The following is a 23,967-nucleotide window of genomic DNA, read 5'->3' on the forward strand; positions in this document are numbered from 1 at the left end:
TTTTACTTGATAAATAATTATTATTTGATCTTAGTAATTACTTCGCATGGGCCAATTATTTTACTGGCTTGAGGGGTTATCTCGGTCCGGTATGCCAGTATTTCAACGCCTTGGTCAACGGCTAATGTCAATAAGTCTGCGTACTGTGGGTCGATATGTGTTGCTGGTTTGACTTGAAAAATACCACTGTGCTGTACCACAAACAATAATACAGCGCGGTGTCCCTGTTGCACCATTTGGGTGAGCTCCCTTAAATGCTTTTGACCTCGGGTAGTTACCGCATCCGGGAAGTAGCCCGTGTCATGCTCTAATAAAGTGCAACTTTTAATTTCAATATAGCACTTAGGTTTTTCTTGGCTAGTTAAAAGAATGTCTATCCGACTATTTTCTTCACCGTATTTGACTTCTCTTTGTAAGGTATCATACCCCTCTAATTCTGGTATGACACCATTTATAATGGCTTCTTCTGCTAGGGCGTTAGCTCTGCCAGTGTTAATGCCAATTGAGTGACCAGCATCGGTTTGCATTATTTCAAAGGTATGGGGATATTTGCGTTTTGGGTTGTCAGATTGCGAATACCACACGGTTTGCCCAGGATATAGACAGTTTTTCATTGACCCGGTATTAGGGCAATGAATGGTTAATTCTGTGCCATCTTCAAGCACTAAATCGGTTAAAAAGCGTTTATAACGTTTAATTAAACGCCCCTTTTGCAATGGGGGAGTAAAGTCCATGAGAATAAATCATTCAGCAAATAATGCTCACCATACACCATTATACCAATCGCAATAAATAATTGATCACCCTAGCTTGTTAAAATACTTGTTAAAGGCGTTATATTTTTGATTGTAGAATAATTACTTATTGAAAAATCTACCTTGTTCTCAAGCATTTTCCCAAGGCTATTTTTGTAAGCTTACTTATCGTGATTGGCATTAGATAAAACAATGTGACTACTGATATACTGGATACCATATTTGTTCGCTTCGTTTAGCAACATATTATCTGCTAAATGATGTGTGATACCAATCGTGATTGGTGTAAATGGTCGCAATTACAAGGATTTACTATGCAAGTTATGAATGTTTTATTAACCCAGCAAGCACCCGCAGAACATTGGGGCAAAGCCGATGTGACATATGAAGGACAGAATAGTGTTATTCATCTAAACGGTGCAGATCCATTACGCCAAGTGCAAATGGCGGCCAGAAAAATTCGCAGTCAAGGCATTAGCCAAGTTCAGCTTGAAGGTGAGTTATGGACGGTTGATTTACAGTGGGTATTTGCCCAAGGTTTTGCCAGTGCTAAACCGGGCTATCAAGTTGGATGGTGTGGTGATGATGCCGAGAAACAATTACTTGAGCATCGCTTAGTCGCTGCGACATTTGCGCGCAAATTGATTAATGACACCCCAGAAGAATTGTCACCGGTTAAATTAGCTCAGCAAGCGGCACAATGGTTAACAGATATTGGTGGAAACAACGTCAGTTACTCAATTATTGAAGGCCAAGAATTACTAGAGAAAAAATGGGTCGGTATTCATGCGGTAGGTAGAGGAAGTGAACGTCCACCTGCATTATTAGAACTTGATTTTAACCCGATTGGTGAAGGCGCTCCGGTTGATGTGGCATTAGTGGGTAAAGGCATTACTTTTGATTCAGGCGGTTATAGCCTGAAATCATCTGAAGGAATGTTGACCATGAAGTGTGATATGGGTGGCGCAGCTACGGTAACTGCGGCATTAGGTTTAGCCATGAAAACCGGTTTGAACAAGCGAGTTAAACTCTATCTTTGCTGTGCAGAAAACTTAGTCAGTGGCCACGCATTCAAATTAGGTGACATTTTAACTTATAAAAACGGCACGACGGTTGAAATTGTTAATACCGATGCTGAAGGTCGTTTAGTATTAGCTGATGGTTTGCAAGCGGCTTCAGAATCTGGCGCTAAGTTGATTATTGATGCAGCAACATTAACGGGTGCAGCGGTAATGGCAGTGAGTAATCAATATAATGCGATATTTTCTCCACAGGCTGAAACGATTAAATTAGCCCAAGAAAGTGCTGCTGCAGTGTCTGAAAATGTATGGCCTTTACCATTAGACCCTTGGCACAAAGACACTTGTCCATCAGCCTATGCAGATACGGCTAACAGTCGCCCTGTTAAAGGTGGCGGAGCGGGCGGAGCATCAAATGCCGCAGGTTTCTTATGGCGTTTTGTCAGTCCTGAAGCGAATTGGCTTCATATTGATTTAGCAGCAGCATTTGAAAATAACGCCTCTGCTTTATGGGGCGCGGGCGCTACCGCACATGGTGTGTTAACGGTTGCTGAGTTACTAAAACGATAAGTTACTTGGTTCAATTGGAGCGGTAATCTGATCCCAAATGTATTGATAAGCCATTAGCTTTTCGCTAATGGCTTTTTTTTGCTAATGGCTTGCCTCTCGCTCTGACAGCGTTTTGTTGAATATGGCCTGCAGCCACTAACGTCGTGGCGCTTCGCCCACACCAGACCAAAGGGGCAAAACGCTTGCGCCCCTTTGGAAACCCTCAGCGCCCCAGACGAAAAATGCTGAAAAGCGCATAATTTTCGATGGGGATTGTTCCAGCTTTTAACCTCATCTTTAGCCGTCTTCGGTCATTGTCGAAAAGCTCTAACGCTTCCGATAGGCCGTCCCTGGCCTAACGTAAGCTAGCTTGGCATCCATGCCAAGCTCACGATTTTTTCTCGATGCCCTCAATTCAAATGAAATCATCAATATATAAACTTCATGCTTTTGATTTTAGATTGGTAGTCAAAAACAAGGTTAAATCGAAGAGACAATAATCAAGGTGCAGATGAGCCAGCGAGTATCCAAAACATGGATGTTTTGGTTAAGCCCACAGGGAAGTGCTTGCGGCGTCTCGCTGGATTATTTGCACAAGGTCGCTCTTTCACATCCATGTGATCGCGACATTCCGTTCATCCTGAACATCCCAGCGGCAGGCAATTGGTTAGATTGAAGTTATGGTCTTCTGTGTCTGAGCAAAGGTACAAAAATTATAAAGTTGGTATCTGTAACACGTTTATGTCTAGAAATTGCCTAAACAAGCTCTATAGTATTGAGCAATTTACGTTGCCCACATCAATCGAAGCATTAATTAGAATTTTAGAACACAAAATAGTCAGTGCAAAACTATAGTTTATTGTTATAAACTTATTTGTGTGCATGAGGGCTCACTAGAAAAAGTGAGCGGGGCTGCAACCCACGCTCATGTACTTAGATATATTAGTAAGCAGGTGACGAAATGCTTTCGTTGCCTGTTTTACTTTTTATCTCTTGGCGGGAACGGATCGCCACCATGACTATCTGCCCGTTGGATCTTTCCATCTCTTCCATGAATAATAAACTCGCTTTCTCTACCCTGACTAAACGACCTCCCGATAGCCTCAGCTTCAGCTTTAGTTTTAGTTACTCGATAGGCTCTATCCGAACCACCTGACTTTACTTGCCACCCATCCTTATGGGGGGTTACATGAGTTGTTTTTCTAGACATTCTTAAAACCTCCACTGGCTTAACCAGCACAAGATATGGTGCTTTGAGTTAGCCTGTATACAAGATATGGTTATTGTGTGGGGTTTTCAAGTACGGGTTTTATTAGAAAGTTGTGGATAAGTTGAAGGTAAAAAAAACTGTTGGTGGTTGTTAACCGTACAGCTCTTTGGCCGTCTTAATATTTGGGGTCAGAGTTAATTTAACCAGTTGAGATACTTTTTTCATCTAAGCTACTGGTAATCAATTCGATAATTTAATCCAAAAATGTCCAAAAACACGTTTCAGAAGTAGAAAAGTTGCAAACTTTAATGTCCTCCGAAAGTTGTTACGTGACCAGAGGCCAGTGATGAATAATCGAGTACTTTACTCCCGCTGGGGTGCTGGTTGATTCATATAAATTGAGTTGTGTCGGGCTGATAACCACTGGCGAAAATTTAGGGTTTATCTCTTGTGTTGACGGTTTCGCTTTGCGAAATAAAGTTACATGTGGGCGATAAGGATAAACTGAGCTATGAAGTTTTAAGCGAGTGGCGATGTCTTGTGCAGAGTTGGCCATTGCCATGAGTTCGGCTGGTGCTTCGCCGGTGATACACATTATTCTAGGCTTAGGCCAAACATCTAAGGTATCTAGTTGAATTGTAAATGTCGGTTTTAGTAAACCATCATACTCACTAATTAACTGTAGAATATTGTGCTCAAAAACTTGGCCTAAAAAGCACAATGTCATATGAAAATTACTTGGCTTCACTGCAACAGCTTGTGAATTAATTATTGAGGTTAACTCTTGTTGTATATCAGCCAAATAACCGACATGCTGTTTTTTGACACTAAAGCCGATAAATAACCTTTTATTGACGCTGTCTGTATGTTTTTTCATCTATGGCTACTTTTTTAGTTGTTACTTTTGAATGGTTTTAAAAATTTTCATGCAGAAATACTGACTAACATCTTGTTTTCAACTATTGTTTAATAGGTTGTCAGCATTGCTGTGGATCTATACACAATCAGTGACCAGTGAATATGGTTAATCAAGGAGCGATAATCATTAACAATGTATAACTCGTCCTTTTTTATAACAAGTTTTTAGCGGTACTGGAGTCAATACATTGTTTCATTTGCTTCGGTAAGGTAGGAAAACCAACAGAGTTTATTAATGACGGAAACTACATCTCAATTATTAAAATCTGCGTTAACACCGAACGCACTGGTCGAGCAGTCGAATTCATCCATTATGATCATTGATGAAGTATTGGCGCTACTGTGTAAGCAATTAAATTGTAATGCCGTGTTTGCTATCAAAAATTGTCATAGTAACAATACCTTCTCGCCTAGTTTGGATATTGTTGATACCTCGTATAATACTGTTGCTAGTCATTTTAATGATTTCAGAAATATACAGGCAGAGATGACGCATAAAATAGAGTCGAATGTTGCATTTATTGACCAATTACTGAGTCTTAATGAAGCCATTTCTTTTCATCAATCACAAGTTTCCCCAGCGACCCCACAAGCCACTGAAATCACTAACACGTTAACCCGTTTTTTAGGCGATGAGGTTGTTATTCATCATGGTGAAGTCACTCCCGTTATTGAAGTCGGCAATGTGTCGATGATACTTATTGGGTTATCTTTTGCTGAGTTTACAACGGAGTCAGCCAATAGCAGTAATTGTTTCTGGCAAGCTAAGTTAGAAGAGCATGGCTTTCAATTGGCCAGTGCATTTGAGTTACAGCGTTTATCATTACTGATTGATAATAAAGAAAAGCAGTATCAAGAGCTGTTCAGTAACCTGCCTATGGCGTGCGCATTGATAGACGTTAAAAATAATGTGGTTATTCAAAATAATGTCTCTGAAGTCATGTTGAGTTTTGAAATTGGCCAAAGCTTGTTTGATTTACTTCATCGCGATGACCATGAACTTCTTAAAGATACTTTGCATATTGTTCGAGAAGGGGTTTTACGCCAAGCATGGTGTGAAGTTCCTATCAAAATTGGCTTTAATACACACTGGTATAAGATGAGTTTTTGTCATGCGCTTAATGTGCATAAACAGCTACTTATGATGGTTGAGGATGTGACAGAGCGCTACCGGTTAGCAGATGAACTGACTTTTCATTCTAACCATGATGCCTTAACGGGCTTGCCAAATCGTTTGCAATTTGAAGGGATGTTAGACGAGCTACTGAATAATGAAGACGCACCTCAAGCCTGTGTCGCATTTCTCGATTTAGACCAGTTTCAAGTGGTTAACGACTTGAGTGGTCATCAAGCCGGTGACGAGTTATTGCAGCAAGTGTCAAAACGCTTGAAACAATTAGTCAGAAAAGGGGATATTGTTGCTCGACTTGGTGGTGATGAATTTGGCATTTTGATGTATTACTCGGATAAGAGTGCGGCTCAACAAGTCGCCAAGCGCATTTGTCAGCAGTTAAGTGAACATGAATTCCGATGGAAAAAGGTGAAACATAACGTTAGCATCAGTATGGGGGTGGCCACATTTAATCCTGCCGCCGCGGATATTTATGAAGTGATGAGCCAAGCCGATGCTGCCTGTCGTCTCGCCAAAGAAGACGGCCGCAATCGTTGGCACTATTTCAGCCCAGATGATCCGCAAATACATTCTTTATATTCACAAATGGTGGCATCAGTTGATATTACTGGGGCATTAGCGTTAAACCAATTCGAATTGTTTTATCAACTCATTGAGCCTTTAGAGAAGAATGAGTCAGGTCTTCATATGGAAATATTGCTCCGTATGGTGCAAGAAGATGGCACATATGTATCGCCTGCAATATTTTTACCCGCTGCAGAACGTTATAACTTAGCGTCTAAAATAGATCGCTGGGTGATAGATAATTTACTTAAATGGGGCAGCGAGAACCTTAAAATTTGGCATGAAATATCGATGGTTTCGGTGAATTTGTCGGCGATGTCGTTAGCCGATAAAAAGTTCATGGGTTGGTTAGAAATGCGTTTAATGGTTGAACCTGAGCTGGTCAGTAAATTGTGTTTTGAAATAACTGAAACTGCCGCAGTGAGCCAATTAGATCAAGCCACAGCGTTAATCGACTTATTAAGACCTATGGGGTGTAAGTTAGCCCTAGATGATTTTGGCTCAGGTTTTTCGAGCTTTGCTTATTTAAAAACTTTAGACGTTGATTTTGTGAAAATAGATGGTCAATTTGTGGTTAATGTTTGTAGTGACAGAAGTGATAAGGCGATTGTTTCAGCCATATGTCAATTATCTATAGATATGGATTTTGAGGTGATAGCCGAGTTTGTGGAAAGCACTGAAATTGGTATAAAGCTTAAATCTCTAGGTGTCGATTATGGTCAAGGATATGCGATTAACAAGCCTTGCCCACTGGCTTCATTAACCTCAGGCGTTCGCGAACCTTGGTTAGCAGTGCGTTAACTTCAGTAAAAATTAATCTTTTGCTAGTTTGCTTTCATCCGTGAGCTCAGTAAACTAAGCCGCTCAAATTCAACCTGATTCCCGTTGGTAAATAATAACGACATGGCCTCTGATTTAGCCTTACCTATTAATAGTGTATTAGCTGATATTCTTGAAGCAATCGCTTCGCATCATCAAATTATATTACAAGCGCCAACAGGTGCAGGTAAGTCGACTGCATTGCCGTTAGCTATTCTGCAATCGGGTATTGTGGCGGGTAAAATTATTATGCTTGAGCCTCGGCGAGTTGCGACTCGGGGAGTGGCTAGCTTTATCGCACAGCAGTTATCACAGCCATTAGGCGAACAGGTCGGTTATCGGGTTAGAGGTGACAGTAAAGTAGGTAAACATACTCAGTTAGAAGTGGTGACTGAGGGCGTGTTAACGCGAATGATCCAAGACGATCCAGAGCTTAATGGTGTCGACTTAATCATCTTTGATGAAATTCATGAGCGTCATTTACCGACAGATATCGGCTTAGCATTAGCATTAGAAGTGCAATCTTCATTAAGAGAAGATTTAACCATACTGGCAATGTCGGCAACCTTAGATGAGCTTGAGTTAAGCACCCTGTTACCGGAAGCCGTTACCATCACAAGTGAAGGACGCAGTTTTCCCGTAGAGGTTCTTTACCGTCCGGTAAGCTCGTCTCAAGATTGGTTAGCTCATATGGCGAGCATTATTGTTGAAGAGGTTAATAGCGGTAAGGATACCGGGGCGATATTGGCTTTTTTACCTGGCCAGAAAGAAATAAATCAGCTAGCAAAACGGTTATTAGCATCAATAAGTGAAAAAGTGCTTGTGTGTCCTTTATATGGCAACTTATCTGCAGCAGAACAAGATAAGGCAATTCAAGCCGCACCAGTGGGTTTTCAAAAGGTAGTGTTAAGTACCAATGTGGCTGAGTCGAGTTTAACCATCGAGGGGGTAACCACAGTGGTGGACAGTGGCTATCAGCGTAGTGCCACCTTTAACCCCAAAACTGGGGTGAGCCGTTTGAGTTTAACGCGCATTAGCCAGGCCTCGGCAATACAGCGAAGTGGGCGTGCAGGGCGGTTGTCTGCCGGAAAGGCTATTCGATTATGGAGCCAAGAAGAACAAGGGCGATTAAGCAAAGCCTCAATGCCCGATATTATGTTATCTGAGCTGACTTCAACCGCATTAGATTGTGCTTGTTGGGGGGCGAAACAGATCAACGAGCTAGCATTATTAACCCCCGCCCCTAAAGTACATGAACAGCTTGCTTGGCAATTATTACAACGACTTTGTTTAGTCGATACCGACAATAAAATTACTCCGTTGGGTCGCAAAGCCCATGATTTAGGCTGCCATCCTCGCTTGGCGCATATGTTATTAACCGCTAAATCGATTGCTGAACGGCAACAATCTGATTTAGGGTTATTAGCGTGTTTGATTGCGACCATTGTTGAGGCCAGAGGGCTACCGGCTAAAGGTGCAGATATTAGTCGGTATTTACCCATAGCAACCCAAGGGCAAATGGGCCAACAAGCCAAACAATGGCAACGTAAGCTTGCCATAAAAGGCGAGTTAACATCTGTTAGCTTACAGGCCAGTGACTACGACATAGGTCATTTATTAGCGTTGGCCTTTCCCGATAGAATTGCAAAATCTAGAGGGCAGCTGGGCTTTTTACTCAGTAACGGCACTGGCGTAACCTTAGCTGAAGAAGATAGTTTGGCTCATGAAACATTTTTAGTCGTTGCTGATTTTCAACAAACTCAAGGGCGTAATGCGGGTCGGGTTTATTTAGCCAGTGCTTTAGATGAGCGGCTTTTAGACAATGAGTTATCTCAGCTGGTACAGCAGCAACGTCATAGTGGGTGGGATGATAAAAAAGGCCGATTTTTTGCCTCAATGCGAACTCAAATAGGCAGCATTGTGCTTAGCGATAAACCCGACACTAACATCAGTGATGCTGATATTACCCATGCCTTAATGGCACAAATTCAACAACAAGGTTTAAGCTTACTTAATATGACTGATACTGCAAAACAACTGCAGTTAAGAGTGATGATGGCTGCTCATCTGGATAATGTGACTGACAAACCTTGGCCTGACTTTTCAGATAGTGGTTTGTTAGCCACTATTGAACAATGGTTAAAGCCTTACTTAGCGGGGGTTAAGACCCTATCTCAACTTAATAAAGTGGATATTGATAAGCTATTATTGAATTTCCTATCATGGCCTCAACAGCAAAGACTAAATGAACTTGCTCCGGTAAATTGGCCAATGTCCACTGGAACAAAAGCGCCGATTTATTACCAATTGCCCACAAATGATCAAGGGGAAGCCTATTTTGATTTATCTCAAACTCGAGCGTTACTCAGTGTTCGATTGCAAGAAGCATTAGGTTTAGCACAAAGTCCGACCATATTTGATGGTAAACTTACCGTAAGCATGGAACTATTATCTCCCGCGAGAAGATTACTTGCGACAACAGCGGACTTAGCCAGCTTTTGGAATGGGCCTTATGTTGAAGTGAAAAAAGAGATGCGGGGTCGATATCCCAAACATTTTTGGCCAGATGATCCATTGAACGCCAACGCGACTAAATTCACTAAAAAGAAGACGCCAGGCTTATAAATCATTCACCGTTACTTATTATTGAAACATCATTTTGTAGAAGAACATGACACAAAAGAAATCCGCAACAAGAAAAAAACCAACCAAAAAGAAAGCCGCTAAAGGCAAAAAGTCTTGGTTGAAAGCCGCCTGGTCAATTATTTGGAAGTTGTCGTTAATCAGCATTGCTTTTGTTTTGTTGTACGCAATCTATCTTGACCAAGTTATTGCCAAAAAGTTTGAAGGGCAAAAATGGCATTTACCGGCTCAAGTATTTAGCCGTTCAATGGCGTTATACCCTGGGGCTGCTGTGAGCCATCCACAGCTGATGTCTGAGCTTAAATTATTAGGTTATCGCAAAGTGGCTAACCCTCGTCAAGTGGGTGAGTTTTCTGCATCAAGCACTCGCATTGAATTATGGCGTAGACCGTTTTTACACCCTGAGGGTAATCAAGCTGAACAACGAGTGATGATTAGCTTTGATGATTTAGGCGTGAGCTCTGTTAGGCGTATGAGTGATAAACGTGAATTAGCGGTGTTCCATTTAGAGCCGGTATTATTAGACCGCATTATTGCTGGTGATGGCGAAGATAGATTGTTTGTTCCCACTGATGAAATGCCTAGTTTAGTGGTGGACTCCCTACTGCTGGTGGAAGACCGCAGTTTTTATGATCACCATGGGGTTAACCCACTGGCAATTTTAAGGGCGGCTTTTGTCAATGTTACTGCTGGTCGTACTGTACAAGGTGGCTCTACTTTAACTCAGCAGTTGGCTAAAAACTTCTTTTTAAGTAGTGAGCGTTCACTTATTCGTAAAGCCCGCGAAGCCGTGATGGCGTTAATTATTGATTTTAGATACAGCAAAGATGAAATTCTAGAAGCTTATTTAAATGAAGTTTATATGGGGCAAGATAGAGCTCGTGCCGTTCACGGTATGGGGCTTGCCTCACAGTTTTATTTTGGTCGTCCTGTTGCTGAATTAACGGTAGCTCAACAAGCCTTTTTAGTTGCGGTCATTAAAGGTCCGTCTTATTACAATCCGTGGCGATATCCAGAGCGAGCGCAAGAGCGACGTGACCTAGTATTGCGCTTGCTGATGGAAAATGATCGGCTTACTGTGGGGCAATATAAGGCAGCGGTTGAATCTCCTTTAGGCCTGAGAGACAGTAAGAAGTCTGTGCAACAAAAATTACCTGCCTTTTTTGCTGTGGTTAAAAATGAATTATCTGAGCGCTTTGGCAGCACATTGCTAAATGAATCAGGTATTAAAGTGTATACCACGCTTGACCCCATGGCACAGGATGCAGCTGAAAAAGCTGTAATCTCCACCATGAAGTCACTTGATGAGCGCACTAAAAATGTTCAGGTAGGTATGGTGGTCACTGACAAATACTCTGGTGGTATTGCCGCCATGGTGGGAGATCGTCAACCTAGTTTCGATGGTTTTAATCGTGCCGTTGAAATCCGTCGCCCCATTGGCTCGTTAATTAAACCTTTTGTATATGCCACAGCGTTGGCTAAGCCTGAGCAGTTTAATTTAGCTTCGCCATTAGCTGATAAACCCATTACTTTGCAAAATGGTGAAGGTAAAACTTGGTCGCCTCAAAATGTCGATAAACAATTTAGTGGCGAAGTGCCATTATTGGAAGCGTTTAGAGATTCAATGAACGTACCTACTGTGAATACAGGCTTAGCCGTAGGTGTAGATAATGTGGCCTCTACCTTGAAGAAAGCAGGATGGAGCGATGCCATTTCAACTTACCCTTCTATGCTATTAGGGGCGGTAAATGGCTCACCTTTAATGGTGGCACAAGTGTATCAAACCTTGGCTGACGAAGGCCGGTATCGCAAACTCACTTCTATTACCGCTGTGTTAGATAGTGAAAATAACCCGCTGCAAGTCAGTCGCCCGCAGAATGCAATGGCTATTGATCCTGCAACCGATTATTTAGTGCAATATGCTATGACTCAAGTGGTTCAAAAAGGAACTGCAAAACGCCTTGGAGCCACTTTCCCTTATGTCAAATTAGCGGGTAAAACCGGAACCAGTAATGAAAGCCGAGACTCTTGGTTTGCTGGGTTTGATGAGCGAAACGTGGCCGCTATTTGGGTAGGGCAAGACGACAATAGTAAAACTGGTCTTTACGGCAGTAGCGGGGCGATGGCGGTGTATCAAGCGTTCTTGAAACAACGCCCTCCATTAAGCCTGCGTTTACCACCTGCCAACGGAATTGTTAATGGTTATTTTGACCGTACCACTGGTGCCCCCATGCAGCCTAAATGTAATAATGTAATTAATCTGCCTGCTCATCAAGCTAGTTATAAGCCTGCTGCAAACTGTGGTGAGCCGCTGTCTTGGTGGCAGAAACTGCTGGGAGAATAACCAAGTATTTAACCAACATTGTAAATTTATGTCGCCATATCCCAAATAGATAAAAGCCAGTAACTTAAGTTACTGGCTTTTATTTTAAGGCTTAGTTACATAAATATTAGCTACATAAATATATGCAGGTAACATGGGGAAAATTACTCACTTATAATTTATTAAACTGTGGCCCCAAAGCTTTAATGGTTTCCATATTAATATACTGATCGGTTGGTAAGTTATTATCTTTTTGGAAAGCATTTACTGCTTTTATGGTGTCATGACCGAATACGCCATCGACTTTACCAGGGTTATAGCCTTTACTTGCAAGGGCTTGCTGAATATCCATAATAATTGAACGTGTCATGTTTGTTTCACACAAAATGGGGCGCCATTCCATAAAGCCATTTTTACTCACTTTATTTAATGTAACCGTTTCATATTCGGCAGGAATATCGATGCGTTTTTCTTGAGCTGGATTAACAAGTTTATCGATCTTCACTGTTTCGTATTTTGCAGGTATTTCAATACGTTTAGTGCTGGCAGGTTGAACCACAACTTGACGAGTCACAGTTTCATATTTAGCTGGAGTTTCAGTTAAGCAGATTTTATTACCCGTTCTGGTTGATGAAGGGTGTTCAAGGTTGTGAACTTCATGCCATACAAACTTAACGTCTGAAACTTTTTTGGTTACGGTTAAATCTTTATACTCTGCTGGAACTTGAGTGCGAATTTCTTGTACCTCAGATACCAACTCTTGTACTTTCACAGTTTCATATTCAGCTGGGATTTCAATAGTTTTGGTTGTTGCGGGTGATACAAGTACCCGTTTATTCACTGCCTTATAGGTTGCAGGTACTTCCACTAAACACATGATTTCGCCTGTAGCTTCATCAATTTTTTGGATTGGGCCTGTGCCTTTTTTCCAAATGGTATGTGCTGGAATATCAACTACATTTTCCGTTACGGTTTCATATTGCGCGGGTACTTCTTCGATACGCGTACTTGCTTCTTTGATTAATATGCGCTTTTCTACCCAACGAAATTCAGCAGGAACAGTATCGACCTTCTCGTAGGCTTCGCTGATTAAAACTGATTCGTTTTGCTCTTCATATTTGGCTGGTAGATAGTGTTCGTGATAGCACATGCCAACTTCAGCAGAACTTAGATTAATTCCATGGTCTGATGCGGCTTTTAAAATCTCAGAACTGGCAGGTGCACTGCCTTTTTTAAGATCAACTAACCATTGAGTCCCCGCTTCTTGAACTACTTTTTGTTCTGTAAGCGTGTCATATGTAGCAGGTTCAGCAACGATTTTATAGCTAGCAGGTTGTATCGTTACTGTTTCGAGTGCTGTTTCATATTGTGCTGGAATGACTTCAATACGCTGGCTAGCTTCTTTTACTAAAACTTGTTCAGTGTATTGCTCATAGGTTGGTTCCACCCATACCCTAGCGTAGCATTCACCGGCATTAGCATTTGGAGGAAGTAGTTCACCGTTTTCGTCAAGGCTGCTCTGCATTGCGACTTCTTGTGCTAGAGCTTCTCGTTTTGCTATGGCCGTTTCTCGCTCTAGAAGTGCTTGATTTCGTGCTTCAAGTTCAGCAGCTGAGTAAGAAGAGACTTCCTGTTGTGGGGTTGTTGAGCATGCGCTAAGTAGTAGTGCAATAGATGTAGATAGAGCACTATATTTGAAAAAGATTGTTTTAGACTTCACCATGATTCCTCTTTAATGGATATAAACATTTTAAAAAATGCTTTTACTTGTATGTGTATCAGAATGTATCAGGGTGGGGTGTTGAGTGACATGCATGTTGCGGTTTTTATATATGAATTTTGTGAGAGTATCTGTGTGGGCATCTCCATAAATTGGAAAGTGAATTAACACAAATTGTTTGTAGTGTGCTTTGACTTTATGGTGAAAGTCGATATGTTGCGGGCGTTAGAACGGGGGCAAAAAATAGCCGCAAAAGCGACTTTTTATAATGAAAAATGATGTCAGTTAAGTTGTCTCAAGGCTGCTGTGAATGATCATTTTATATAGGGTTATTTTTTAGAATAGTACATATCTACAGTGAGTTAATTCCGTATTCAAATATCTAAATTATGGGATTAATGAGTATGCTTGTTATTTATTTGAATCTGTAGTTTTACTGAGCTCCTGTTTTAGCTGAGATATTTCATTTAACATTTTTTGTTGGTTTTGCTCCATTTGTTGTTGATTAGCTTCCATTCGTTCCAGTATTTGATCTAATTCATTTTTAATCATTTCTTGTTGTGACTCTTTACGCTCTTTTTCATCTGGGGCGACAAACACTGATGCCATATAACCTGAAATTACCCCGAAAAAGCTTACGCCACTTACAATGACAATACCGCCAATTACATGGCCTAACGTGCTAACAGGATAAAAGTCACCGTAACCTACAGTAGAAATAGTCACTAATGCCCACCAGATAGCTTGTTCGGCGGTATGAATGTTCGCCCCTTCAACCCCGCTTTCAACAATTAAAATCAGCACAGAAGCATTAGCTAAAATCATTACCATTGCCAACAGCAAGCTGGCTAAAGTGGTTTGTTTACGTTGTCTTAATAAAGGCCAAATGAATGAGCGGCTCATTTTGATTAAACGGATAACCCGTAATATCTGGAAAACACGGGCAATTCTTAACGCTTCGATGGCGGGAATACTGGCGACAAAATCTATCCAATGATGGGTCAGGTAATATTTTTTATCTCTCGCTTTGTATAAGCCCCAAAAAAAACGGCTCATAAAAATAACGCAAATACTGGTGTCGATATATAGCAATACCCGGTAGGTTTCTTTGTCTAATTTACCAAAGGTAAGTGCTAGAACAATAACGACTGAAAAGAATGACAAGATCATCATGACAAAATCAAAAGGGTCGAGAGTGTGGAGGTTTTTAGTGGACCAACGTTTTGATTTGAACATGAATAAATCCGTTTACAAGTGAATAAGGGCTATCATAAAAAATGCGCTAGGGATAAGTCTAGCGCAAGTCTGAAGTAATTGATTCTAGTTTGTAAAACAATCAGCTGGAATAAGCTCAGAACTGAGATTATTTCTTATCAACAAAATGGACTAAATCATCTAATACACGTTTTTTTATTTCTAGCTGTGCGTCAGACGGTAAACCATACTTTTCTGCCAGAATCACGTAATCTTCGCCGCTAAGAGAAACGGTTAGACGAGGTCTTTTAGGACGCTTAGAAACAGACAGGCCCAAAATAGTGCGAATTTGATCTGATGGACTCACACCGCGATCAAGTGCAGCTTTACGAATTGAGTATTGAAACTTTTCATCAATATCAAATGCCACTTGAGTTGCTTTAGCGGCTTTTTGGTTATTTAGCCATTTCTCCGGTAACGGCTTTCCTTTACTCATTAAGACAGATCTCCTTAATTAGCTTGCTGGCCAGTAGTCTCTAATGTCAGTGAGTGGACGGTATAGGGTTAACATGACTTCGGTATCGCCGCCTTCATAGACTTCAATATCAAGGGCGTGAGTGTCGTCATTGTTGACTAATGAATAGCTTTCAAAGGCTTCACCTCGTTGACCATTCTCGTCTTGTGGTGGCGTGAGGTTGCGATAATCTTCACGATGGAAATAACCAAATCCAGCAAATTCTACCTGATGGTAGTCTTGTGCTAGCCATTGACCAAACTCTTCAGCTAATTCTGTAGAAAGCGTTTGTGGTGTTAGGTTTGCCTGACCCGGCTCTTCAAATATTTCAGCAAAAGCATCAAGATCAAACAGTTGTTCAACCACTGCGCGGTTTACTTTGATTGAAAAACTCAGGTATGACTCGTCTTCAACGATAAAAGACATAAAGATAGGGTTTGCACCATGCCCACGTAGCATGAATTCACATTGTTGAGAGCGTTGATATTCATAGGTGTGAATCGCCTCAACTTTTAGCTGCTGCCCACGCAATTGCGCGGGCAGAGCAAAACTGTCATCAAGGGTTAACATATCACCCTTGAGCAGTTTAGTGGGATGGTCAAGCTGACGTTTTGGAGCTTCTTTTTTGCCAAATAGGCCGCTTAAAAATCCCATAGTCGATTAACCTTTACGTGCTTTAATGCGATCTAGTACTGCATTGGCATTTGACTTTTGCTCACCAATTCCTGCTTCAGCTAACTTCGCATGTAGCGACTTGTCGCTGTTTTCTTCGGCTAAAGTTTCAGAGGCTTTTAAGCGATCATCAAATTGCTGCTGACGGGCTTTAATGCGCTCTAATGAGTCTTTAGCGTTAAGCAGTTTTGAGTTGCTAGAGGCAAAAGAGTCAGTAATCGTTGCGGTTGCTTTTTGCACGCTTTCAGTGGTTTTCACCATGCTTAATTGACGTTGGTAATCCGATAACTGACGCTCAGTTTTCTTCACCAATTCTTTTAAGCGTGTAGCGTGAGAACTAAAGCTATCATTTGCACTTTGTTGTTCTGCTAACTCTTGGTCGAGTTGCGAAATTTTCTCAGCTACTTCAATGGCTAATGCTTCGTTTTCTTTTTCTAAAGCTTGAACAGCATAGCCTTCATGTTCGGCAATGCTACGCTTTAGTCGGTCAACTTCACGACTAGCCTGCATTTCTTTGGCCATTACATCGGTAAGTTCACGCTTGGCTTTAGTTAAATGCTTTTCTGCATCGCGAATTTCTTGTTCAAAAATACGGGTAGAGTTGGCATCAACAATGCTTTGGCCTACTTCAGTTGCACCACCACGAAACGCGGTAAGGATTTTATTTAAAATGCCCATAGTTGACTCCTTATTTCAAAAACTCTGTGAGTTCGTCGATAACTTCCAAACAGTTGTCTGAAAGTACTGCTAATTCTTGCTCAATTTCTTCCATGCTAGAACCGACTGATAATGCACCGTATACCACGTATTTATCATCAATTTTGGCAAATGAAGACAGTGGCATCGGGATGTTTAGCTCTAACATGGTTTCAAACATTTCAGCACGGCGAGCTTGATTGACTTCATCTTCTCCCCATAAATAGCTGATACATAAAATTTGGTTGTCGGTAACTGAAACAAATACTGGAATTTCTTCACGTCCCGCAACATTGACTTGTAAAACTTCAACGTCACCGTCAATGGGGTAACAATCAAATTGGAAGCCAGTTTGGCTTTTGTCACAAAGACCATTTAAATGGTTAGCAATAGTATGAATGTTCATAGTTGTCCTTTATTGACATATTATGTCTGAGTTAAAGATAGCATTGAGACATAATATGTCAAGCACTATCTGATCCATTAAAAAAGATTCATCACTTCGTTTTCTGACCATGCCGCTAAGTGGTAGTGGTATAGCTGCAACGAACCGATGTGATTAACGTTAACCTTGTCTGCGTCTTGGTAATAATTGGCTGGGAACTCAAAAGCGCCGTTGACTAAACCTAAAGTTAACCAGTCATTTTCTATGGGAAGCTGAGTTAAATTAGCTAATCTTTGCTGTGGGCCTAGCCCTTGTTTAGTGGCGATGCTCCAACCCCACTCTCCAAAGCTGGGTACATTGTGATGATACTGATTAACCTTAAATCCAGCTGATTTTAGGGTCTTGCCAATGGAAATAAAGGCATTTGGCGCATGGTAAGGCGAGGTCGATTGTACGGTAACCACGCCATCTGCACTAAGTAGCTCGTTGAGCTTTTGGTAAAATAAATCGGAATACAGCTTGTTTAAATCTGGATGGCTGGGGTCCGGTAAATCCACAATAATGGCATCAAAATGCTGGTTGTTAGCAATTAGGTTATCGACCCCATTAAAGGCGTCATCATTAATAATCTCTACTCTGGGGTCATTTAAGCTATCGGCGTTAAGTGCCAACATTGCCGTGCTCAAAAATTTAGGCATATCATCAGGAGGTGACTTAAACAGGCTAACAAGATCTTTATCTAAATCCATCAGTGTGACGGACTTAGGGTTCCATTCCAGTACCTGTTTTAAGCCTAAACCATCGCCGCCGCCAATAATGAGTACATTATCGTGCCGCGCACTGGCTGCTAAAGTTGGGTGAACTAAAAAGTGATGATAAATATGTTCATCATTGCTGGAAAATTGCAGTCGCCCATTAATATATAAATTATAAACCGGCGCTAAACCATTGCCTCTTAACCGTTCGGTAAAAGTCAGTTGCTGAAAACGAGTGGCTTTGGCATAAACTACTTTATCTTTATAAAGCAGGTTATTGAAATGCTGCTCCCATTGTGGGCCTTTACTGGCCAATAAACCAATTAAAATACTGGCAATAATATGGCCGATTAACAGGAGTTTTGCATGGTTAATTTGTTGCCAAAAACGCCAAATAAACACTAGCCCTGCCAACAAGTTAACACTAGCTGTTAATGCCGCAGCAAGTTGAATGTCGATGGCTAGCATAAAGCCGACCCATATAGCAGCACCTATGCCAGCACCAATGTAATCAGCGCCATAAATTGTGCCTGCATTATGCAGCAAGTGTGCTTCTGACAACGACTGCCTAACACGAGCAATTAGCGGAATTTCCATGCCAATCATTAAGCCTAAAATGACTCCCCAAACATAAGGTAAGTATTCGCTTAACGCTTGTAATATGGCAATAAAGCCGCCGTTAGGAAGTTGGTCAGGCGGTAATCCAAGGTTATTGGCAATGGCTAATGGGAGTTGCTGGCCAAAACCAATCACTGCGGCGGTAATGATAATGGCGAATGAGCCACACAGTGCCACGGTAAGCTCTAACATGGCAAAGCCGGTAAAGGCGCACTTAATTTTACGCGCCGCAAAAGCACCAACGCCCATTGAGACAATCATTAAGCCTATCATGGTGTAGATTGCCGCTTCTAACGCCCCTAAAATTCGCCCAGCATAGTGGGATAATAGGTACTCATAAATTAACCCACAGCCAGCAAGCAGCGCCATGATGCCTAATAAAAGAGCATCATCAAACCAAGTAATTGAATGGGATAAACGTGAGGGGGCTTCATCACTTTGCTTGAAGCCCTCCGAGGTAGATTGAGGTTGTTTTGCTTCAAGCAAAGAGTCAGACATAATTATTAAGCCATTAACGCCGTTAAGATAAGTGCCACTGCGATACTGATAGCCATTTCGACTGCTGCAATACCAATATTGTGCTGTTGCTCAACTTCTTCTGCCAAGTTAATGCCGGCAAGTACGAGCTTTTTCACTATGGTGATGATGACACTCATTAGAATTAACATCACAAACGAGAACGCTAACCAACCAATAATGTTGCTTACGTAAGCAGATGGAATGTAAATAATAAAGTGGCTAGCAGCATTAAAGCTTAATGCCATAGCGATCATGTAACCACTGTGTCGTAGCGCTAAAGCTGTTTGACCTTGTTGCAAGGCTTGTTGCATTGATGCGCCTTGATTGCGTTTAGCGTAACGGTTCTCACGGACACGAGTTAGTATCACTAACACTAATTGTGAGACTAAAAATGCACTAAAGATGGCGATGAAAGTATCAATAGTAATGTCTTCTGCCCACATTAATACCGCGCGAATAATAATGGCGGTAGCAATAGCTGATGCGGCATCTACCACAGCAACAGAGACGTTGCCTTTTAGAATTTCTTCATTTTTAGGAAATTCATTTAAGGCAATTTTGTCATGTAAAAAGCGTCCAAGTCGAATTAACACTAGACCAAAAACACCATAAGCCGTCATGCCTATGGCCTCAATGGTATAAGAGGTTGCTGCTTCACCGGTGATTGCGCCAGTAAGCACAATACCTAATGCTGCAACGACACCTGCAGTGCTGATCCCAAATGCAAAATTGTCGCGTTCGGCAAGCTCTTGAGTACTATTTACCTTTACCGACCAACCTTGTAAATAGCGCATAAAGGCAAGTAAAACGATGGCAATGGCTAAGTCGATTGCCAGAATAATCAGTAGTGGCTCTGTGATGCCATATTGTTGAAGAAATGTCATTGTTAGTCCTACTTATTTTCCACGGCTAATACCGCGAGTGGTGCGGCTACTTGAATTACGGAAACTACTGGTTTTAGAGTAGTTTGAGCGAAATTTATTACTGGCGGTACGCGTTGTAGTACTGGCTTTTGGCGCACTCGCACTTTGGCGAGATAAGCTGGTTGAGCCCGTACGTGTTTTAGCATAAGGGCTATTAAATCGCTTGCCTTGGCTTTCAAAACGCTTTTTAGTTTGTTCAAAAGTCTTCGCTTGAGCCGTAGCTTGTTTTGGCGAGGTATAACGATAGCGCCCTACATCATTGTAGTAGCTATAACCTCGACGGTTAGACCAATTGTCGTAATAAATAGGGCGTTGGAAGATATTAGAAAACATGGCATACATGCCATACCATGCCCAAAAAGAAGTCCCGCTCGAGTTTGTTTGCCAACTGCCGTAAGAAGGGTTACCCACCAATTGGCTGCCAGCGCCAAAGTCTTCATTACCATTGGCAAGTGCTGCCGCTTCACGGCTAATAGAGTTAACCCTTGCCAGCTTGCCATTGGATAGGTCGGCAACAACGTTGACCGGATCAGACAGCATATCGTTGTATAAGCTCATATCAGTAGCTTGATAAACGTTTTCAGCTTCTGCTAACTGTTGATCTAAATCGACATAGTTTGCAGCATTAGCTAAATCAGCATGACGACGTACTAATGACTGATACATTGGCCCAGTCGTTGACGCATCAAGAGCCAATTCGTTTAATAGCGGTACTAAATCAGGACTCTGACTGGAAAGTAGCTGAGTGTATTGTTTTAGTAAGGTGGCATTACGTAATTGACCATTCTCTAACCCTGATTTTAACTGTGTCAGTCGTTGAGCGGTTAATTGCTGATATTTTTCAATTTGCTCAGGTCTATCGTCGCCACAACCGGTTAGGCTTATTCCGATAAAAAGCATGATGAAAAATGTGAATACACGGGGGAACTTACCAGCCATGTTTTCTCCAAGTGTTATATAATTCATGTGCATAGAGCATATTTTTTAATGCGCGTTTGCTACAGGGTATAGTATCTTGACTATATTCGGTATCTTCAATATCAAGATATAGCATTCTTGACATATTATGTCTAATGTAGAATTGGATTAAAGGACAATTATCCCATGCCATCTCAAAGTAACAAGGCCTTATCTGCAGATATTCAACATAAAGCAGAAAGTTACTGGTCCTCTCTTAAAATACAAGCTCCTGAGATCACAAGCTTACCCCCTGAACAGCAATTAGAATTGCAACAAATGCTTGGGCTGAGTGATTATATTGCCGAGCAATTGTGCCGCCACCCACAATGGATAACTGAGCTATTTGATGGCTTGCTAGATGAAGTGAACCGTTCTGACTTTGACCAAGAGCTACATCAACTGTTGGCCGATGTGACTTCAGAAGAAAGTGCTAAATCTGTGCTTAGGCAATATCGCAACAAACAGATGGTGCGCCTAGCTTGGCGTGATTTTGGTAACTATGCCAAGTTAGAGGATTCTTTGGTTGATTTATCTTCATTAGCCGAAGCGCTAGTGATCAGTGCCAGAGACTGGGTATATCAAGATATGTGCAAACAACTTGGTACGCCACAAGATGCTAACGGTAATGCACAACCGCTATTAATTTTGGGAATGGGCAAACTTGGTGGCCGTGAACTTAATTTTTCATCTGATATCGACTTAATTTTTACCTTTCCAGAGCATGGTGAAACCCACGGTGGTAGACGCTCACTAGATAACCAACAATTTTTTATTCGCATGGGACAAAAACTGGTGAATTTGTTAGATCAAGTCACCGTAGATGGTTTTGTTTTTCGTGTTGATATGCGTTTAAGACCTTACGGCGAAAGTGGCCCATTAGTTGTGAGCTTTTCTGGCCTTGAAGATTACTATCAAGAGCAGGGGCGCGATTGGGAACGCTACGCCATGGTGAAGGCTAGGGTACTTGGGCCTTGGACAACTTATTGTGATGAATTACATGATTTATTGCGTCCGTTTGTTTATCGCCGTTATATCGACTTTTCGGCCATTGAGTCTTTGCGAAAAATGAAGCAAATGATTGCTCAAGAAGTCCGTCGTCGCCAGTTAACCGACAATATAAAGTTAGGTGCGGGTGGTATTCGAGAAGTGGAATTCGTGGTGCAAAGTTTTCAGCTTATTCGTGGTGGACGTGAACCCGCGCTCAGGCAGCAAAGCTTATTTGGGGCCATTGATACCTTGTATAGTCTTGGGCAGCTGGAATACTGGGCGGTAGATGAGTTAAAAGAATCTTATATATTGTTACGTAGGGTAGAAAATTTACTGCAAGCCATTGGCGATAAGCAAACGCAAACCTTGCCCGACAATGCCTTAGATTGGCAGCGTTTGTGTCATAGCATGGGTTTAGCTGACGAAACTGAACTCCGTGGCCAAATAGAGGCTGCTATGACTAAGATTCACAGCCATTTTAATGCCACTGTTGGTGGCAGTGACGCTCAAGAACAAAGTGACGACTGGACCAGTTTATTTTGGAATATACAGCATGATGATCATGCCGACACTTTATTGCAAGAGCATCAAATTGAAGACCCTGAACTTTGGCCCTTACTCAGTCATTGGCGTGACACAGTAAGTAAACGCTCTATTGGTCCCCGTGGTCGCGAAACCTTAGATAAACTGATGCCCAAGTTACTTGACGAGTTAATGGGGCAAGCTAAACCCAGTGCGGCTTTCTCGTCTGTGTCGAATGTGCTGGATAAAATTTTAACTCGAACGACTTATTTAGAATTACTTTGTGAAAACCCAGGAGCAAGGCAGCAATTAGTCAGTTTATGTTGTGCCAGCCCGTGGATTGCCAAAGAATTAGCCAATTTTCCGATGTTACTAGATGAGCTAATTGACCCCGCGCAGCTTTATGATATTACCTCTGTTGATGATTACCCCAGCGAGCTACGCCAATACTTACTCCGTGTACCTGAAGATGATATGGAACAGCAGATGGAAGCGCTGCGACAGTTTAAATTATCTCAACAATTAAAAATTGCGGCGGCCGATATCACCGGTGTTTTACCGGTTATGCAAGTAAGCGATCACTTATCCTTGTTAGCAGAAGCGATTATTGAACAAGTTGTGGTGCAAGCTTGGCACCAAATTTCAGTTAGACACGGTGTGCCAGAAGGCACTAGCCCAAGCCAAATGGGGTTTGCGGTGATAGGTTACGGCAAGCTGGGTGGCATAGAACTTGGCTATGGCTCAGATTTGGATTTAGTGTTCTTACATGGTAATAAATCCGCGGGTCAAACCGATGGTGATCGCCCCATTGATAACAGTCATTTCTATTTGAAGCTGGCTCAACGTATTGTGCATTTGTTTGCAACACGCACCACTTCAGGTGAATTGTACGAAGTGGACATGCGTTTGCGTCCGTCAGGGGCGTCGGGCTTATTAGTCAGTGAGATTGAACGATTTGGAGAATATCAAACTCAAGAAGCGTGGACATGGGAGCATCAAGCGTTGGTGCGATCGCGTTTTGTATTTGGCGATCATGAGCTTGCTCATCGATTCAGCGAAATTAGAGCCGCGGTATTGCAAACACAGCGGGATAAAGTTGAACTCGCCAAGTCCGTAAGGGAAATGCGCATTAAAATGCGTGACCATTTATTGCAAGTCAGTGAGGGTATTTTTGACTTAAAACAGAGCCCAGGAGGCATTGCTGATATTGAGTTTTTAGCCCAATTTATGGTGTTAGCTTATTCACATGAATATGAAGCTTTAACCGTTTGGTCTGACAATGTGCGTATTTTTGAGGTATTAGCAGAATTAGAACTGTTGCCAGTGATGCAAGCCCAGCATTTGACGCAAAGCTATATTTGGTTGCGAGATGAAAACCATGAACTAACATTACAGCAGTTACCGGGGAAAGTGGATGCTGATTTAGTCAAAGATAAAGTTGATACAGTTATTGATATCTATAAATATATCCTTGAAAATTAATGCATTAATTTTTCATCATTTGTTAGTTAATATTTGCTTTATATCAAGATAACTGCTTTATTTAGCTTAAAAAATAATTAAGGACAAT

General features: G+C 41.7%; 17 protein-coding genes. 5 read left to right on the forward strand and 12 right to left on the reverse strand.

What is annotated here, in order from left to right; genetic code table 11:
* Positions 1-20: 20 nt before the first annotated feature.
* Positions 21-734, reverse strand: coding sequence for a DNA/RNA nuclease SfsA (gene sfsA, locus L2672_RS00170; protein WP_248993809.1), 714 nt, complete (start codon positions 732-734; stop codon positions 21-23).
* Positions 735-1,069: 335 nt separating this feature from the next.
* Here sfsA and pepB point away from each other — a divergent pair, with 335 nt between their 5' ends.
* Complete coding sequence (gene pepB / locus L2672_RS00175) at positions 1,070-2,344, forward strand: aminopeptidase PepB (RefSeq protein WP_248993810.1); 1,275 nt, start codon at positions 1,070-1,072, stop codon at positions 2,342-2,344.
* 958 nt (positions 2,345-3,302) lie between these two features.
* Here pepB and L2672_RS00180 read toward each other — a convergent pair.
* Both L2672_RS00180 and thpR read right to left on the reverse strand, forming a co-directional pair.
* Complete coding sequence (locus L2672_RS00180) at positions 3,303-3,533, reverse strand: DUF2188 domain-containing protein (protein WP_248993811.1); 231 nt, start codon at positions 3,531-3,533, stop codon at positions 3,303-3,305.
* Between the two features lie 325 nt (positions 3,534-3,858).
* Positions 3,859-4,410, reverse strand: a complete 552-nt coding sequence (gene thpR, locus L2672_RS00185) for an RNA 2',3'-cyclic phosphodiesterase (RefSeq protein WP_248993812.1) — start codon at positions 4,408-4,410, stop codon at positions 3,859-3,861.
* Between the two features lie 276 nt (positions 4,411-4,686).
* Between thpR and L2672_RS00190 the strand changes: the two genes are divergently transcribed.
* The 3 genes from L2672_RS00190 (at position 4,687) to mrcB (ending at position 11,953) form a co-directional block, all read left to right on the forward strand.
* Positions 4,687-6,948: a putative bifunctional diguanylate cyclase/phosphodiesterase gene (locus L2672_RS00190; RefSeq protein ID WP_248993813.1), complete on the forward strand. Its 2,262-nt coding sequence runs from the start codon at positions 4,687-4,689 to the stop codon at positions 6,946-6,948.
* Positions 6,949-7,050: 102 nt separating this feature from the next.
* Positions 7,051-9,591 carry an ATP-dependent helicase HrpB gene (gene hrpB / locus L2672_RS00195; protein ID WP_248993814.1) on the forward strand — a complete coding sequence of 847 codons (2,541 nt, stop codon included), beginning with the start codon at positions 7,051-7,053 and terminating at the stop codon, positions 9,589-9,591.
* Positions 9,592-9,637: 46 nt separating this feature from the next.
* Positions 9,638-11,953: a penicillin-binding protein 1B gene (gene mrcB / locus L2672_RS00200; protein ID WP_248993815.1), complete on the forward strand. Its 2,316-nt coding sequence runs from the start codon at positions 9,638-9,640 to the stop codon at positions 11,951-11,953.
* 151 nt (positions 11,954-12,104) lie between these two features.
* Here the strand turns inward: mrcB and L2672_RS00205 are convergent, their stop codons facing one another.
* The 9 genes from L2672_RS00205 to L2672_RS00245 form a co-directional block, all read right to left on the reverse strand.
* Positions 12,105-13,655 (reverse strand): peptidoglycan-binding domain-containing protein, encoded by a 1,551-nt coding sequence (locus L2672_RS00205; protein WP_248993816.1) that lies wholly within the window; start codon positions 13,653-13,655, stop codon positions 12,105-12,107.
* A gap of 408 nt (positions 13,656-14,063) precedes the next feature.
* Positions 14,064-14,888: an ion transporter gene (locus tag L2672_RS00210; RefSeq protein ID WP_248993817.1), complete on the reverse strand. Its 825-nt coding sequence runs from the start codon at positions 14,886-14,888 to the stop codon at positions 14,064-14,066.
* A 127-nt stretch (positions 14,889-15,015) separates the two neighbouring features.
* Positions 15,016-15,342, reverse strand: a complete 327-nt coding sequence (locus tag L2672_RS00215) for a hypothetical protein (RefSeq protein WP_248993818.1) — start codon at positions 15,340-15,342, stop codon at positions 15,016-15,018.
* 18 nt (positions 15,343-15,360) lie between these two features.
* A complete protein-coding gene (locus L2672_RS00220) occupies positions 15,361-16,014 on the reverse strand; it encodes a hypothetical protein (protein ID WP_248993819.1) in 654 nt (217 codons plus the stop codon).
* A 6-nt stretch (positions 16,015-16,020) separates the two neighbouring features.
* Positions 16,021-16,710 carry a PspA/IM30 family protein gene (locus L2672_RS00225; protein WP_248993820.1) on the reverse strand — a complete coding sequence of 230 codons (690 nt, stop codon included), beginning with the start codon at positions 16,708-16,710 and terminating at the stop codon, positions 16,021-16,023.
* Between the two features lie 10 nt (positions 16,711-16,720).
* The gene (locus tag L2672_RS00230) at positions 16,721-17,134 is read right to left on the reverse strand and encodes a YjfI family protein (protein WP_248993821.1); all 414 of its coding nucleotides are present in this window, start codon (positions 17,132-17,134) and stop codon (positions 16,721-16,723) included.
* A 77-nt stretch (positions 17,135-17,211) separates the two neighbouring features.
* The gene (locus tag L2672_RS00235) at positions 17,212-18,984 is read right to left on the reverse strand and encodes a polyamine aminopropyltransferase (protein ID WP_248993822.1); all 1,773 of its coding nucleotides are present in this window, start codon (positions 18,982-18,984) and stop codon (positions 17,212-17,214) included.
* Positions 18,985-18,989: 5 nt separating this feature from the next.
* Entirely contained in the window at positions 18,990-19,889 is a 900-nt protein-coding gene (locus L2672_RS00240) for a DUF350 domain-containing protein (protein WP_248993823.1), read from the reverse strand.
* A 12-nt stretch (positions 19,890-19,901) separates the two neighbouring features.
* Positions 19,902-20,867, reverse strand: coding sequence for a hypothetical protein (locus L2672_RS00245; RefSeq protein ID WP_248993824.1), 966 nt, complete (start codon positions 20,865-20,867; stop codon positions 19,902-19,904).
* Between the two features lie 165 nt (positions 20,868-21,032).
* Here L2672_RS00245 and glnE point away from each other — a divergent pair, with 165 nt between their 5' ends.
* Positions 21,033-23,879: a bifunctional [glutamate--ammonia ligase]-adenylyl-L-tyrosine phosphorylase/[glutamate--ammonia-ligase] adenylyltransferase gene (glnE, locus tag L2672_RS00250; RefSeq protein ID WP_248993825.1), complete on the forward strand. Its 2,847-nt coding sequence runs from the start codon at positions 21,033-21,035 to the stop codon at positions 23,877-23,879.
* Positions 23,880-23,967: the final 88 nt, after the last annotated feature.

This window comes from Shewanella gaetbuli (genome assembly GCF_023284065.1).
GTDB lineage: Bacteria > Pseudomonadota > Gammaproteobacteria > Enterobacterales > Shewanellaceae > Shewanella > Shewanella gaetbuli.

Excerpts from the sequence above, each read along its gene's own strand:
- hrpB (WP_248993814.1), top strand. The coding sequence starts at position 7,051 with ATGGCCTCTGATTTAGCCTTACCTATTAATAGTGTATTAGCTGATATT.
- L2672_RS00220 (WP_248993819.1), bottom strand. The coding sequence starts at position 16,014 with ATGGGATTTTTAAGCGGCCTATTTGGCAAAAAAGAAGCTCCAAAACGT.
- sfsA (WP_248993809.1), bottom strand. The coding sequence starts at position 734 with ATGGACTTTACTCCCCCATTGCAAAAGGGGCGTTTAATTAAACGTTAT.
- L2672_RS00235 (WP_248993822.1), bottom strand. The coding sequence starts at position 18,984 with ATGTCTGACTCTTTGCTTGAAGCAAAACAACCTCAATCTACCTCGGAG.
- L2672_RS00205 (WP_248993816.1), bottom strand. The coding sequence starts at position 13,655 with ATGGTGAAGTCTAAAACAATCTTTTTCAAATATAGTGCTCTATCTACA.
- L2672_RS00230 (WP_248993821.1), bottom strand. The coding sequence starts at position 17,134 with ATGAACATTCATACTATTGCTAACCATTTAAATGGTCTTTGTGACAAA.
- L2672_RS00245 (WP_248993824.1), bottom strand. The coding sequence starts at position 20,867 with ATGGCTGGTAAGTTCCCCCGTGTATTCACATTTTTCATCATGCTTTTT.
- mrcB (WP_248993815.1), top strand. The coding sequence starts at position 9,638 with ATGACACAAAAGAAATCCGCAACAAGAAAAAAACCAACCAAAAAGAAA.
- L2672_RS00210 (WP_248993817.1), bottom strand. The coding sequence starts at position 14,888 with ATGTTCAAATCAAAACGTTGGTCCACTAAAAACCTCCACACTCTCGAC.
- L2672_RS00215 (WP_248993818.1), bottom strand. The coding sequence starts at position 15,342 with ATGAGTAAAGGAAAGCCGTTACCGGAGAAATGGCTAAATAACCAAAAA.
- L2672_RS00240 (WP_248993823.1), bottom strand. The coding sequence starts at position 19,889 with ATGACATTTCTTCAACAATATGGCATCACAGAGCCACTACTGATTATT.
- L2672_RS00180 (WP_248993811.1), bottom strand. The coding sequence starts at position 3,533 with ATGTCTAGAAAAACAACTCATGTAACCCCCCATAAGGATGGGTGGCAA.
- glnE (WP_248993825.1), top strand. The coding sequence starts at position 21,033 with ATGCCATCTCAAAGTAACAAGGCCTTATCTGCAGATATTCAACATAAA.
- pepB (WP_248993810.1), top strand. The coding sequence starts at position 1,070 with ATGCAAGTTATGAATGTTTTATTAACCCAGCAAGCACCCGCAGAACAT.
- L2672_RS00190 (WP_248993813.1), top strand. The coding sequence starts at position 4,687 with ATGACGGAAACTACATCTCAATTATTAAAATCTGCGTTAACACCGAAC.
- thpR (WP_248993812.1), bottom strand. The coding sequence starts at position 4,410 with ATGAAAAAACATACAGACAGCGTCAATAAAAGGTTATTTATCGGCTTT.
- L2672_RS00225 (WP_248993820.1), bottom strand. The coding sequence starts at position 16,710 with ATGGGCATTTTAAATAAAATCCTTACCGCGTTTCGTGGTGGTGCAACT.